We start from the raw sequence: 13,832 nt of genomic DNA on the forward strand, positions 1-13,832 counted from the left end.
GTGTCCTTTCTTCTGCCGTTCCCGAGGTGTCGGGCCCGGATCTGTTGTTGGTTGCGTCATCTGGGGGTTCAGCTGCTTCCCTCGGTGTCCGGGAAGCCGAGGGCGTCGGCCATCGCCTGGCGGATCTCCGGGTAGCGGAAGCTGTAGCCGAGTTCCTCGAGCCGGGTGGGCACAACCCGCTGGTCGGCGAGCACGAGCTCCTGGGCGGCCTGTCTGCCGAGCAGCATCTCCGGTCCCAGCCGCGGGGTCTGCACGAATGCCGGCATCGAGGCCAGCCCGGCGAGCGCCTGAGCGAACTCGGCCTGCCGCACCGGCTGCGGGGCGGCGGCGTTGACCGGCCCGCTCAGCGTCGGGTCGACGGCGGCGCGGGCGTAGATGCGGGCGATGTCGTCGAGCGAGATCCACGACATCCACTGCTGGCCGTCGCCGATCCGCCCGCCGAGGCCGGAGAGGTACAGCGGCAGCTGCAGGCGCAGCGGTCCTGACAGTGCGGTGAGCACCTGGGCGGTGCGCACGGACACCCAGCGCACGCCGAGCGCTTCGGCTTGGGCGGCTTCCGCTTCCCAGGCGCGGCACACCTCGGCGAGGAACCCGCCGCCGGAACCGGTGTCTTCACTGAGCTCTTCGTCGCCGCGGTCGTAGCCGTAGTATCCGATCGCCGAGGCGCAGATGAACGCCTCGGGCCGGCGGTGCGGCGGCAGCTGCTCCATCGTCAGCACGATGAGCTTCGTCGAGTCCCGCCGCGAGCGCATGATGCGGTCCCGGGCCGCCTGCGAGAACCGGGTGCCGATCGTCGCCCCGCCCAAGTGGATGACGACATCGGCCCAGGCTAGTGCGTTGGGGTCGAGGATGCCGAGGTCGGGGTTCCACTTGATCTCCGAGGCCTTCCGCGGGGTGTCGCGCACGAGTGCGCGCACCTCGTGGCCGCCGGTCGACAGCAGCGCGGCGACCTGGGTTCCGATGGTGCCCGAGGCGCCGGCGATGAGGATCCTCTTCCGCTCTGTTCCGCTGATCGCGGCCAGCTCGTCGTGGTACTGCAGATCGGACAGCAGCCGCTCGCCGCGGACGGTGACGATCGCCCGCAGGGTCGGCTCTATGGCAGTGGCGTCGATGTCGGTGGAGCCGGGCAGGATGCCCGGGGCCAGGCTGTAGTCGATGTGGTCGTCGATCCGGGTGAAGGCCGAACCGACCGATTCGGCGCCGGTCACCTCGGTGAAGCTGTGCGTGTGCTCCCATGAGCTCAGCGGACCCCGCACCTGCCGGTCGACGAAGGAGTGCTCGGTGGGCCCGGCTGCGTGTTCGACGATGAAGGGGGTGCGCACCAGCCCGTGCGTGCCGGGCAGGGTGATCTTCAGCGAGGCCTGCGAGCCGGGCACCAGCGGCTGGCCCTCCTCCTCGATCTGCATCGCCCATTCGGGGCTCAGCCGCGTCAGTGCGCCCGGCCGTTGATGCCAGTCGAAGACGGTGTGCAGCGGATACGGGACGACCAGCGAACTCGTGAAGACTGCCATGACTCAACTCTTGCAGGAAAAGCTGACGATGAACACTGCAGGAGCTGAATCTCTGTTCACGAATCCTGCGGCGGGCACCCGCAGCCGCCCGGTCGCTGCCGCGCGGCAGGTGTCAGGAGTCAAAGCCGACCCCCACAGCGTCGAGCAGCCTGAGCAGCGGCCCGCGCCGGCCTTCGTTCTCATCGGAGCGGATGAGCGCCCGGGTGGTGAGCTTCGCCCCGGCCCACATGAACGGCTCCGGCGGGAACGGCAGCGGCTTCCTCTTCACCATCTGCAGCTCCGTCAGCGCTGTGGGCTCGCCTGCCAGCAGGTCGAGCATGACGGTGCCGGCGAACCGGGAGGCGCCGACGCCGAGGCCGGTGAACCCAGCCGCGTAGGCGACCTTGCCGGCGCAGGCCGTTTCGAAGAAGGAGAAGAACCGGGTGCAGGTGTCGATCGCCCCGCCCCAGGCGTGGGTGAAGCGGATGCCGGTGGCCTGCGGGAAGGTCTCGAAGAAGTGCCGGGCGAGGGTTTCGAAGGTCTCCTGCCGGGTGTCGAATCTGCTGGAGACGCGCCGACCGTAGTAGTACACGGCATCCCAGCCGCCGAACAGGATCCGGCCGTCGACGGTGCGCCGGTAGTAATGGAACCGGTTGGCCGAGTCGGCCAGGCCCTCCCGGCCGTCCCAGCCGATCGCCGCCCACTGCTCAGCGCTGAGCGGTTCGGTCATGAGCGCGTAGTCGTATACCGGTGCGGTGTGCCACTTGACCCGCTTGAGCAGTGCGGGGAACGCGTTCGTGCCGAGTGCTGCGCGCCCGGCGGTGAGCGTGCCGGCGTCGGTGGTCAGCGTGACGGTGTCGCCGCTGTCGGTGAGGCTGCGCACGATGGTGTTCTCGTACACTTCGACGCCGAGCTCACGGCACACCCGCAGCAGCTCCCAGCACAGTCTGGCCGGGTTGATGATCGCGCACTCCCGATCAAGCCGCAGCCCGCCCAGATAGGTCGGGGAGTCGATGCGCTCGCGCAGCTCCTCGCCGTCGAGGTAGACCTCGCCTTCTTCCGGGTTGTGCGCCTGCTGCAGGCTGGGGATCTGGTAGTCCTCGGTGGCGATCTGGATGAGTCCGGTGCGCTCGAAGTCGCAGTCGAGCCCGTAGTGGGCGACAGCGTCTTCGATCGCGTCGAGGTTCTCGTAGCCGAGCCGGGTGAGCTCGTCGTTCTCCTCCGGCAGGTGCTTGACGCCGTTCTCGTGGCCGTGGGTGAGGCTGGCTTCGCAGAATCCGCCGTTGCGCCCGGAGGCGGCCCAGCCGATGCGGCCGCCTTCGAGGAGGACGACATGCCGGCTGGGGTCGCGCTCCTTGGCCTGCAGGGCCGTCCACAGGCCGGTGAATCCGCCGCCGACGACGGCGAGATCGCAGCTGCGGTCTCCTGCCAGGGCGGGGCCCGCCTCGGGCCTGGCGGGGTCATCGAGCCAGAACGGGACGTGCGAGACGCCGGCGAGGCTTGCGGAGATCATCTCAGGGGTGATGGACATGGCTACCTCACGATGGTCTTGACGATGTCGGTGGACGATTCGCCCGAGCGGCGCAGCACGAGGCCGACGAGGGCGAGGGCGATGAGGGTCAGCAGCAGCATCACCGTCGAGATTGCGGCGACCTCCGGGCGCAGCGCCACGCGCACGGCGGAGAAGATGTAGACCGGCCAGGGCGTGTAGCCGGGCTGCTGGACGAAGCTGGAGAGGATCGTGTTGTCGAGGCTGAGGGTGAACGACATGAGCGCACCGGCCATCACGCCGGGGGCGGCGATCGGCAGGGTGACCCGGCGGAAGGTCGTCCACGGGGTCGCGCCGAGGTCGGCGCTGGCCTCCTGCAGGGAGGTGTCGACGCCGGCCATGCGGGCGCGGACGATGAAGGTCACGACGGCCACGGAGAACATCGCATGGGACACGATGAGGCGCACAAGCCCGTTGTTGAACCAGGTGAGGTCGGCGTCCACGCCGAGGGTGACGAACCAGGGCAGGAACGAGATGCCGTCGACGATCTCCGGGGTCACGAGCGTGGTCGCCAGCAGTCCGGTCAGGCCGAGGGCCCACCAGGTGCCGAGCCTGGCGCGGGCGAGCGCGATGCCGCCGAGGGTGCCGAGCACGGTGGCCAGCAGCGCGGAGCCGACGGCGGCCTGCAGGCTGGTGATGACCGAGGAGACGATGACGTCGTTGTTGATGCCGGAGATGTAGGCGTCGAAGCCGAATCCCTGCCAGGAGGCGAGGATGCGCCCGGTGTTGAAGGAGTAGGCGACGATGACGGCGATCGGGGCGAAGAGGTAGATGAAGACGAGCACACCCCACAGGGTGAACCCGAGGTCGCGGGTCTGGCGTCTCATGCGCGGCTCCCTTCGCTCACGGCCGGCTCGGGTGGGGTGATGCGCACCGAGTTCAGCCTCTCCATCAGTGAGCGCAGCGCCCACAGCAGCAGCCCGCCGAGCGCGACGACGATGAGGGTGGCGAGCATGAGGATGACGGCCATCGCCGCGCCGAGGGCCCAGTTCTGGGCGGTGTTGAACTGGTTGGCGATGAGCTGGCCGGCCATCGAGCCGCTCGCCCCGCCGAGCACGGTGGCGGTGACGTAGTCGCCGTTGAGCGGGATGAACACGAGCAGGCACCCGGAGACCACGCCGGGCATGGCCAGCGGCAGGGTGACGGTGAAGAAGGTCTTCCAGGGTCCGGCGCCGAGGTCGTAACTGGCTTCGCGCAGGTGCCGTCCGGCTGCGTCCATCGCGACGAACAGCGGCAGGATCATGAGCGGCAGGTAGTTGTAGACCACGCCGATCTGCACGGCGGTGCGGGTGTAGAGGATGTCGAGGCCTCCGTCGGATAAGCCGATGGCCTGGAGGGTCTTGGAGACGAAGCCCTCGTTGGAGAGCATGATCTGCCAGCCGAGGGTGCGCACGAGGAAGTTCGTCCAGAACGGCACCATCACCAGCGCCAGCAGCAGTCCGCGCCGTTCGGGCCGGACTTTGACGGCCAGCCAGTAGGCGAACGGGATGGAGATGAGCAGGCAGATGATGGTGCCGAGGATCGAGATCCGCAGGGTGGCGAGGAAGGTCGTCAGCGATGAGGAGGTCAGCGCTTCGGAGTAGCGGTCGAAGCTCAGCTGCTCCATCGACACGGTGGTGAATTCGTCGGGCTTGTGCCCGAAGCTGTACCAGAGTACGAGGGCGACGGGGATGACGAAGAAGAACACGACGTAGGCCCAGGTGGGGAACGCGAGCGCTCCGGGGCCGAGGATGCGGGCGGCGAAGCGCTTCATGCTGAACTCCTCGTCTGTGCGGCGGTGTAGATCTCGACGCGCGGCTGGATGCCGGCCCCTTCTTCGGAGGGCACGAGCCGGTCGAGGATCTCCTGGTCGGGGAAGATGATGTCGGGGAAGTCGAAGTCGGCGGCTTCCTCCTTCAGGCCCTGGGTGCCGACGTGGTAGCCGATGTAGTCGACGTTGCGCAACGCGGCGTCAGAGCTGATCATGTGGTTGATGAAGGCGTAGGCGGCATCCGGGTGCGGGGCGCCGGTGGCCAGGCACCAGTTGTCCATCCACAGGTTGGCAACCGGGGTCGGGAAGACGAACTGCCACCGGTCCGGGTCATCGGATTCGAGCAGTCCCTGCCGGGCGTCGCCGTTGAAGGCGTGCAGCAGGCTCAGCCCGCCCTGGGTCATGCCCTGGGCGGCGTTGCCCATATAGGCGCGCACATGCGGGGCGATGTCGTCGACGACGATCGTCTTGGCTTTCTCCAGGATCGCCTCGTCGACGGTGTTGACGTCCTCGCCCATCGAGGCGAGGGCGATCGCGGTGAGCTCCCAGGGGTCTTCGAGGATCGCGGTCGAGCCGGAGGCGTCTGTGCCGGCGGCGTCGATGAAGTCCTGCCAGCTGGTCAGCTCCCGGTCGATGACGGTGCGGTCGTAGACGTAGCCGGTGGTGCCCCAGGCCTTGCAGATCGAGTACCGGTTCTCCGGGTCGAACTCCTGGTGGATGAAGTTCGGGTCCATGTTCGCAAAGTTCGGGATCCGCGTCAGGTCGAGCGGCTGGATGAGGTCGTGTTCGATCATCTGCTGCACCCGCGAGCCGGTCGGCACGACGATGTCGTAGCCGGAGGTGCCGCGGGTGCCGGCGAGTTTGGCCATCAGCTCGTCGTTCGAGCCGTAGGAGTCGACCTGCACGCGCACGCCGGCGGTGTCGCTGAATTCGCTGATGATCTCGGGGTCGTCGTAGTCGCCCCATGAGTACAGGTTGAGCTTCGCCTCGATCTCGCCGTCGGCCGGCGGGGAGCTGGCCATCCGGCCGGTCTGCCCGCAGGCGCTGAGCCCGGCCAGCCCGGCCAGTCCCACGCCGGTGAGGAAGGCCCGCCGGCTCGGACCGGCAGCGCTCAGCAGCTGCCGGCGGATGCGCGGGGCCTCGGAGCGGGGTGCGAGGAAGCGCACGCGGTGGTTGCGCTCAGCCATCGCAGAACACCTGCGCCTGGTTGCGTCCCCATGACAGCCGCACCCGGGCACCGGGCCCGAGGTGGTCGCTCGTGAGTGCCGGGACGCGGGCGAGGACTTCATGGCCGTCGCGCAGCCGGACGATGTACTGCACGACGTCGCCGAGGAAGGACACCCCGACGATCTCGCCGTCGACGGCATCGGTGAGCTCCCTGCTGTCACCGCCGGCCGCACTGCCGCTGCCGGCTCTGCTGTCGCTGCCGCCCCTGCTGTCACCGCTGGCCGTGCTGTCGCTGCCGGCGGTGTCGAGCGGGGTGACGTCGATGATCTCCGGGCGCACGGCCGCCTCAACGGATCCGCCGGGCTTCGCCTCTGGTCCCAGCAGTCCGGCCGGCACGGTGATGAGGGAGCGGGCGGTGCGCAGCACGGCGGTGTCGCCGTCGATCGAGTCGAGGGTGGCGGAGACGAAGTTCTGCTTGCCGATGAAGCCTGCGACGAACCGGTTGGCGGGCCTGGAGTAGATCTCCTCGGCGGTGCCGACCTGCTGGATCTTCCCGGCGTTGAGCACGACGATCCGGTCGCTCATCGCCAGTGCCTCCTCCTGGTCGTGGGTGACGAAGACGAAGGTCATACCGAGTTCGGCGTGCAGGCGCTTGAGCTCGATCTGCATCTCCTCGCGCAGCTTGCGATCGAGTGCCGACATCGGCTCATCGAGCAGCAGCACCTGCGGCCGATTGACCAGCGCCCGGGCGAGGGCGACACGCTGCTGCTGGCCGCCGGAGAGCTGGTCGGGCTTGCGGTCGGCGAACCCGCCCATCTGCACCAGCCGCAGCGCTTCGATGACGCGCTCGCGGATCTCGGTCTTGGGCACGCGCTTCTGCTTGAGCCCATAGGCGACGTTGTCGGACACGCTCATGTGCGGGAACAGAGCGTAGGACTGGAAGACGGTGTTGACCGGCCGGCGGTGAGCCGGCACGCCGACGAGGTCCTGGCCGGAGAGCAGGATGTGCCCGGTGGTCGGCTCCTCGAAGCCGGCGATCATCCGCAGCAGGGTCGTCTTGCCGCAGCCGGAGGGCCCGAGCAGGGACAGGAACTCCCCGGCCTCGACGGTGAGGTCGAGTTCGCTCAGGGCGGTGTGGCTGCCGAAGCGCTTGGTCACCCCGCGGATCTCCAGCTGCCCGGGGCCCTCGCCGCTGTGGCGGGTGCCCGCGGTGCCGGCCCTGGTGCCGGGAGGCTGTGCGGCGGTGGTCTCGGTGTGCGCGCTCATGCCCGCTCCTTGTCGGTGGTGAAGATGATGTCCTGCCAGTCGCGGTGGGCGTCGGGGCTTTCGTCGATGAGGACGTGTTTGACCTGCGTGTACTCCTCGAAGGAGTACTGCGACATGTCCTTGCCGAATCCGGAGGCCTTGTATCCGCCGTGCGGCATCTCGGAGATGACCGGGATGTGCTCGTTGATCCACACGCAGCCGGCTTCGATCTCGGCTGCCGCGCGCAGCGCCCGGCGGGTCGTGGTCGTCCAGGCGCTGGCGGCCAGCCCATAGACGGTGTCGTTGGCCAGTTCGATCGCCTCGTCATCGGCGTCGAAGGGCATGGCCACGAGCACGGGACCGAAGATCTCCTCGCGCCACACCTCGGCCTCGGTGCCGATGCCGGTGATGAGGGTCGGTGCGTAGTAGGCGCTCTCCCCCGCGCCCGAGGCGGTGGCTGGGATCGCACCACCGCACCGGATCCGGGCACCGGCCGCGCGGGCGCGGTCGACGGCTCCTGCGACCCGGTCACGGTGCTCGGTGCTGATGAGGGAGCCGAGGCCGGTGGTCGCATCGTCGGGATCGCCGATGATGACGCCGTTCATGAGCTCGGTGACGCGGGTGCAGAAGTCCTCGAAGATGCTGCGGTGGACGATCGCGCGGGTGGCGGCGGTGCAGTCCTGGCCGCCGTTGATGAGGGAGCCGGCGACTGCGCCGCGGGCTGCGGCTTCGACATCGGCGTCGTCGAAGACGACGAACGGGGCCTTACCGCCGAGCTCGAGGTGGACGCGCGCACCCTTGGCTGCGCACATCTCCATGACCTTCCGGCCGACAGCCGTCGAGCCGGTGAAGGAGGTCATGACGACCCGCGCATCGCGCACGAGCGCCTCTCCGGCGCTCTGCCCGTCGCCTGCGATGACATTGATGACGCCGGGCGGGAAGCCGACCTCGGCGGCGACCTCGGCGAGGATGAGCGAGGTGCCCGGTGTCAGCTCGGAGGTCTTGAGCACGATCGTGTTGCCGGCGGCCACAGCGGGGAAGATCTTCCAGGCCGCCATCTGCAGCGGGTAGTTCCACGGGGCGATCGAGCCGATGACGCCGATCGGCTCCCGCCGGGTCATCGACGTCGAGTTCGGCCAGTAGGAGCCTGCGGCCAGTCCGGTGAGCTGGCGGGCGGCGCCGGCGAAGAACCGGGCGTTGTCGATGCTGCCGGGCACATCGAACTCGGTGGCCAGGCGGATCGACTTGCCCGTCTGGGCCGATTCGAGCTCGGCGAGTTCGGCGGCGCGGGCCTCGAGTCCTGCGGCGAGGGCGAAGAGCAGATCGGAGCGCTCGCCGGGTGTGGTGTTCTTCCAGCCGGGGAAGGCCTCGGCTGCCGCGGTGACCGCTGCGTCGACGTCGGCAGGGCTGGCCAGGCGGTAGCGGGCGACCTCTGCGCCGGTGGCCGGTGAGCAGCGGACGAACTCCGGTCCTGTGCCGGGGGTGCGCTGCCCGTTGATGACGTGCATGGGTCTTCGAACCTCCGTGTCGGTGGTGCTGAACTGGGGTCCTGCCCCGGCACAGGTGGTGCCGTGGTGTGAGGCGAGGCACATCAGCGTTTCACCAGAGTAACGACACCTCCCCGCAATGTCTACTGATTTCGTACTCCTGGTCACTCTTGCAAACTGTTTTCGCAATCAGATATGGTACGAACCACTGATTACATTGTTATGGTGAGTTCTGAAGGAGGCGTCATGACCGCTGAGACCCCTGCGCCGGATACGGAGCTCGATGCCAAGTCGAAGGCGATCATCGAGGCCCTTCAGCAGGACGGCAGGCGCAGCTACGCCGAGATCGGCCGCGACATCGGCATGTCCGAGGCGGCCGTGCGCCAGCGGGTTTCCAAGCTCACCGCAGCCGGGGTCATGCAGATCGTGGCCGTCACCTCTCCCCTGCAGCTGGGCTTTCACCGGCAGGCGATGATCGGGGTGAAGGTCAGCGGAGACATCACTGAGACCGCCGAGATCCTCAGCCAGCTGCCGCAGGTCGACTACACCGTCGTCACCGCTGGGGTCTACGACATCCTCATCGAAGTCGTCTGCGCTGATGACGATGAGCTGCTGGCCCTGCTGCGGCAGCTGCGCTCGATCGAGCATGTCGAATCAACCGAGACGATGATGTACCTCAAGCTCTGGGACCAGAAGTACAACTGGGGCACACGCTAGGAAGTGGAGAACCACGTGGAACAGCACAACCTTCAAACCGGCATCCGCGATCACGTGTGGATGCACATGGCCAATCACAAGCACCTCTTCGAGGGCGGCCGCACCCCGGTCATCACCCACGGCGAGGGCCACCACATCTTCGACGACACCGGCAGAAAGCTCATCGACGGTCTCGCCGGACTGTTCGTCGTTCAGGTCGGCCATGGCCGTGAGGAACTCGCCCAGGCCGCCTACGACCAGACGAAGAAGCTCGGCTTCTTCCCCCTGTGGTCCTACACCCACGAACCGGCCATCCAGCTCTCTGAGCGCCTGGCCGGCTACGCCCCCGGTGACCTCAACCGCGTGTTCCTCACCTCCGGCGGCGGCGACTCGGTCGAGTCGGCGCTCAAGCTGGCGAAGAACTACTTCCGGCTCACCGGCAAGCCCGGCAAGCACAAGGTCATCTCCCGCGCCACCGCCTACCACGGCACTCCGCACGGTGCGCTGAGCGTCACCTCCCTGCCGGATCTGCGCAATCAGTTCGCTCCGCTCGTGCCGGGTGCCCACAAGGTGCCGAACACGAACTTCTACCGTGCCGATGACCGCTTCGCCGGTGATGAGAAGGCCTTCGGCCAGTGGGCAGCCGACCGCATCGCGGAGGCCATCGAGTTCGAGGGCGCCGATTCGGTGGCAGCCGTGTTCCTCGAGCCGGTGCAGAACTCCGGCGGCTGCTTCCCGCCGCCGCCGGGCTATTTCGAGCGGGTGCGCGAGATCTGCGATGAGCATGACGTGCTGCTCGTCTCCGATGAGACGATCTGCGCCTTCGGCCGCATCGGTTCGATGTTCGCCTGCAACGACTTCGACTTCGTCCCCGACATCATCACCTGCGCCAAGGGCATCACCTCCGGCTATGCGCCACTGGGTGCGATGATCGCATCGGATCGTCTGTTCGAGCCCTTCGGCAAGGGCGGGGAGACCTTCTACCACGGTTACACCTTCGGCGGTCACCCCGTTGCCTGCCACGTCGCGATGGCCAATCTCGACATCTTCGAAAGCGAAGAGCTCAACACCCGGGTCGCCACGAACGCACCGACGTTCCGCAAGACCCTGGAGAAGCTGCTCGACCTTCCGATCGTCGGCGATGTGCGCGGCGAGGGCTACTTCTACGGCATCGAGCTGGTCAAGGATCAGGCGACGAAGGAGACCTTCACCGCTGAGGAGTGCGAGCGCGTCCTCAAGGGCTTCGTCTCCTCTGCACTGTACGAGCGCGGCCTGTACTGCCGCGCCGATGACCGCGGCGAACCGGTCATCCAGCTCTCCCCGCCGCTGACCTGCGGCCCGGAAGACTTCGAGGAGATGGAGCAGATCATCCGCTCGGTGCTCACCGACGCGTGGGAGATGATCTGAGGCGCAGTCCCAAGATCTGCCGGACAACCGACGGTCTTTAGTAACACCTCCACGAGCGGCCGGCACAGATTCATCTGTGCCGGCCGCAGTATGTCACTGCGACTGCCGCTTGTTCTTCACAGCGCACGGATCTTCTGGCTGTGGATATCCGATCGAGGTTATTCCGCGGACCTATAATTGAGGCATGTCAATGGATGTCGCAGAAGTCGAGCGGGCACTCCTCGCTCTCAGCCAGCATGATCGTGCGGCTGTCATTCGCCGCGGCCTGCGCAGTCTCGACAAAAACAACATGGATGCGGATCCGGACGAAACGGACAAGGCGTGGCAGTCCGAGGTGCGTCGACGGCTTGCCAGCATCGAGGATGGCAGCGCGGAACTGCTTGACCCCGAACAATCGCACGCAGCTCTCCGGGCTGAACTGGCTTCACGGCGTCAGTGACCTTACGGCTGCGCGAACATTCCGGAGCCCTCGCAGATCTGCGCGAGGCAGCAATCTGGTATGAGGAAGAAGGCCCCGGACTCCGCGACGTCATCGAGGGCGGAGTCGCCGAAGGAAGCGCGCGGTGAGTGGTTCGTCTCGTTCGCATCCCCGTACGGTTCGGTGCCGACCAGTGCGTAGGCGCCCGGCACCTCGGCGAGCACATGGGAGAAGTCCTCAGATCCGGTCAGCGGTTCGGGCAGTTCGGTCCACGCACCCTCCCCGAACGTCGCATCGATGACGCGGCAGGCGTACGCGGTCTCAGTCTCGTCGTTGACGGTGACCGGGTAGTCGGGCATGACCTCGATCTCGGCGGTCATCTGGTGGGCTTCGGCGATCGAGGTGGCCAGCTGCCGGACGTCGGCGAGCAGACGCTTCTTCGTCTCCGGGGTGAAGGAGCGCAGCGAGATCTTCGTCTCCGCCGTCTCCGGGATCACCACCGAGTCGGTGCCCGCCTGCAGCGAACCCAGGGTGGCGACGACGGGTTCGAAGGGGCCGAAGCGGCGGGCGACGAGCGTGTTGAGGCCGATGCCGATCTCGCATGCCACCGGCACCGGGTCGAGGGCGCGGTGGGGCACGGAGCCGTGACCGCCTCGGCCGCGGATGACGATGCGCAGCTCATCGCGGCCGGCCATGAGCGTGCCGGGGCGCAAGTGCCAGGTGCGCGGGGCGAACATGCCGGAGTAGACGTGGGCGCCGAATGCCGCCTCGATCGGCTTGCCGCCGGCCTTAAGCAGGCCGTCTTCGATCATCCACTTCGCACCGACATAGGCCTCTTCGGCCGGCTGGAACATGAACAGCACATCGCAGGTCAGTTCGTCGCGGCGGGCGTGGAGCATGTGCAGCGCGCCGACGAGTCCAGCGGTGTGGATGTCGTGGCCGCAGGGGTGCATGCGGCCGGGGATCTTCGAGCTCCATTCGATGTCGACGTTCTCCTGAACCGGCAGCCCGTCCATATCGCCGCGCAGCAGCACCAGCGGGGTCTCCTGGGAGGAGATCGGTGCGCGCAGGATGACGATGATCGACGACTGCCGGGTGCCCTTCGTGACCTCCAGGCCGTCGAGGTCGGCGATCGCGTCGAGCCCTTTAGCCTGGGTGCGCGGCAGCTCGTAACCGAGCTCAGGGTGTTCGTGCAGGTCGTGGCGCAGCTCGCGCATGAAGGCGCGCAGTGCGTCATACGCTGAGCGGGGCAGGGGTCTGGGTCATGGGTTCTCCTCACGAGCGAGGATGGGCCCTGGCTGCAGTGCAGCCAGGCGATCGAGATGCGGCGGGTCAGCGCACGCGGGTGCCGGCCTGCCAGACACCGGTGACGTGCCGGCGGATCGTCTCGGCCCCGCCGTCGCGCAGGTCGGTGTCGAAGAGCACGAGGTCGGCCTTCGCCCCGGCAGCGATCCGCCCGATCGATTCATCGCCGAGCAGGCGGGCGGCGACCGAGGTGGCGGCGGCCAGCGCATCGGCGGCGCTCATGCCGTTGGCGATCATCAGCTCGATCTCCTCGAGGTTCTCGCCATGCTCGCCCACACCGGCGTCGGTGCCCATCGCGATCTGCACACCGGCCTCATGCGCGGCCGCGATCGAGGCGGCGTGGGTTTCGGCCACCCGACGGGCCTTCTCGACGACTGCCGGCGGCATCGGCGCCCCGGCATCGGCTGCGGCGATGACGGACAGCGGCGCCTGCAGGGTCGGGACGAGGAAGGCGCCGGCCTCCAGCATCATGTCGATCGCCTCATCATCGAGGTAGATGCCGTGCTCGATCGAGCGCACACCGGCGCGCAGCGCGTTCTTGATGCCCTCGGTCCCCTGGGCATGCGACATCACGTAGGTGCCCTGGGCGCGGGCCTCGGCGACGATGACGGCGATCTCCTCTTCCGTGAACTGGGAATGCCGCGGGTCGTCCATCGGTGAGAGCACCCCGCCGGTCGAGCAGATCTTGATCTGATCGGCGCCCGCCCGCAGAATCTCACGCACCTTCTTGCGCACCGCCTCGGGCCCGTCGGCCACACCATTGGGCCGGCCGGGATGCTCGACATGCATCGGCGTCGAGCAGCCCGAGAGCATCCGGCCGTCACCGTGGCCGCCGGTCTGGGACATGATCGAGATCGCCAGACGCAGGTCAGGGCCGTTGATGAGGCCGGCGTCGAGCGCATGCCGGGTGCCGGCATCGGCGCCGCCTGCATCGCGGGCCGTGGTGACACCGGCGCGGAGGGTGCGCTGGAGGTGGTCGACGGACTTGTAGAACTGCAGCGAGAACGGTTCGGTGAACGAGGCGAGCGAGCCGGCCTCGGAGAAGCAGACGTGGACGTGGCAGTCGATGATGCCCGGGGTGAGGGTGTGGCCGGCAGCGTCGATGACCTCGATGTCGGAGGCTGCCAGCTCCTGCTCCTGTGCCGCCGTTCCCGAGGCGGTGGTGACCTTCTCGACGGCGCCATCGGCGATGAGCACGTCCTGCAGCTGGGGAAGGAAGCTCTCCCCGTCGAACACCCGCACCCCGCGCAGCAGCGTCTTCGCCTTGGCAGTCATCGCACACCTCACTTATCAGGCTCATCGTAATTGAGAGTGTAGA

The 13,832-nt window shown here is 67.8% G+C and carries 12 protein-coding genes; 3 read left to right on the forward strand and 9 right to left on the reverse strand.

Translation table 11 applies throughout. The features are described 5' to 3' along the window. Nucleotides 1–68 precede the first annotated feature (68 nt). The 7 genes from ACFFN1_RS00315 to ACFFN1_RS00345 form a co-directional block, all read right to left on the reverse strand. On the reverse strand, nt 69–1,511 hold the full coding sequence (locus ACFFN1_RS00315; protein WP_376837540.1) for a TIGR01777 family oxidoreductase: 1,443 nt from the start codon (nt 1,509–1,511) through the stop codon (nt 69–71). Nucleotides 1,512–1,623: 112 nt separating this feature from the next. Next, nucleotides 1,624–3,021: an NAD(P)/FAD-dependent oxidoreductase gene (locus ACFFN1_RS00320; protein ID WP_376837542.1), complete on the reverse strand. Its 1,398-nt coding sequence runs from the start codon at nt 3,019–3,021 to the stop codon at nt 1,624–1,626. A gap of 2 nt (nt 3,022–3,023) precedes the next feature. Next, complete coding sequence (locus ACFFN1_RS00325; RefSeq protein ID WP_175293490.1) at nt 3,024–3,866, reverse strand: ABC transporter permease; 843 nt, start codon at nt 3,864–3,866, stop codon at nt 3,024–3,026. Then, nucleotides 3,863–4,792 (reverse strand): ABC transporter permease, encoded by a 930-nt coding sequence (locus ACFFN1_RS00330; RefSeq protein WP_376837544.1) that lies wholly within the window; start codon nt 4,790–4,792, stop codon nt 3,863–3,865. Before ACFFN1_RS00330 ends, ACFFN1_RS00325 begins: the two co-directional genes overlap by 4 nt. Beyond that, on the reverse strand, nt 4,789–5,976 hold the full coding sequence (locus tag ACFFN1_RS00335; protein ID WP_376837546.1) for a polyamine ABC transporter substrate-binding protein: 1,188 nt from the start codon (nt 5,974–5,976) through the stop codon (nt 4,789–4,791). Before ACFFN1_RS00335 ends, ACFFN1_RS00330 begins: the two co-directional genes overlap by 4 nt. Then, the gene (locus ACFFN1_RS00340) at nt 5,969–7,222 is read right to left on the reverse strand and encodes an ABC transporter ATP-binding protein (protein WP_170273853.1); all 1,254 of its coding nucleotides are present in this window, start codon (nt 7,220–7,222) and stop codon (nt 5,969–5,971) included. Before ACFFN1_RS00340 ends, ACFFN1_RS00335 begins: the two co-directional genes overlap by 8 nt. Further along, nucleotides 7,219–8,709, reverse strand: coding sequence for an aminobutyraldehyde dehydrogenase (locus tag ACFFN1_RS00345; RefSeq protein WP_376837549.1), 1,491 nt, complete (start codon nt 8,707–8,709; stop codon nt 7,219–7,221). The genes ACFFN1_RS00340 and ACFFN1_RS00345 overlap by 4 nt, the downstream gene beginning before the upstream one ends. Nucleotides 8,710–8,934: 225 nt before the next feature. Between ACFFN1_RS00345 and ACFFN1_RS00350 the strand changes: the two genes are divergently transcribed. From ACFFN1_RS00350 to ACFFN1_RS00360, 3 genes are all read left to right on the forward strand, one after another. Further along, nucleotides 8,935–9,405 carry an Lrp/AsnC family transcriptional regulator gene (locus ACFFN1_RS00350; protein WP_204514230.1) on the forward strand — a complete coding sequence of 157 codons (471 nt, stop codon included), beginning with the start codon at nt 8,935–8,937 and terminating at the stop codon, nt 9,403–9,405. Between the two features lie 15 nt (nt 9,406–9,420). Continuing rightward, nucleotides 9,421–10,791, forward strand: a complete 1,371-nt coding sequence (locus ACFFN1_RS00355) for an aspartate aminotransferase family protein (RefSeq protein ID WP_376837551.1) — start codon at nt 9,421–9,423, stop codon at nt 10,789–10,791. A gap of 184 nt (nt 10,792–10,975) precedes the next feature. Next, a complete protein-coding gene (locus tag ACFFN1_RS00360) occupies nt 10,976–11,230 on the forward strand; it encodes an addiction module protein (RefSeq protein WP_376837553.1) in 255 nt (84 codons plus the stop codon). Between the two features lie 2 nt (nt 11,231–11,232). Here the strand turns inward: ACFFN1_RS00360 and ACFFN1_RS00365 are convergent, their stop codons facing one another. Together ACFFN1_RS00365 and ACFFN1_RS00370 are read right to left on the reverse strand one after the other, a co-directional pair. Then, the gene (locus tag ACFFN1_RS00365) at nt 11,233–12,426 is read right to left on the reverse strand and encodes a M20 metallopeptidase family protein (RefSeq protein ID WP_376837554.1); all 1,194 of its coding nucleotides are present in this window, start codon (nt 12,424–12,426) and stop codon (nt 11,233–11,235) included. A 115-nt stretch (nt 12,427–12,541) separates the two neighbouring features. Continuing rightward, nucleotides 12,542–13,789, reverse strand: a complete 1,248-nt coding sequence (locus tag ACFFN1_RS00370) for a metal-dependent hydrolase family protein (protein ID WP_376837556.1) — start codon at nt 13,787–13,789, stop codon at nt 12,542–12,544. Nucleotides 13,790–13,832 lie beyond the last annotated feature (43 nt).

It is taken from the genome of Brevibacterium otitidis (assembly GCF_042429315.1).
Lineage (GTDB): Bacteria > Actinomycetota > Actinomycetes > Actinomycetales > Brevibacteriaceae > Brevibacterium > Brevibacterium otitidis.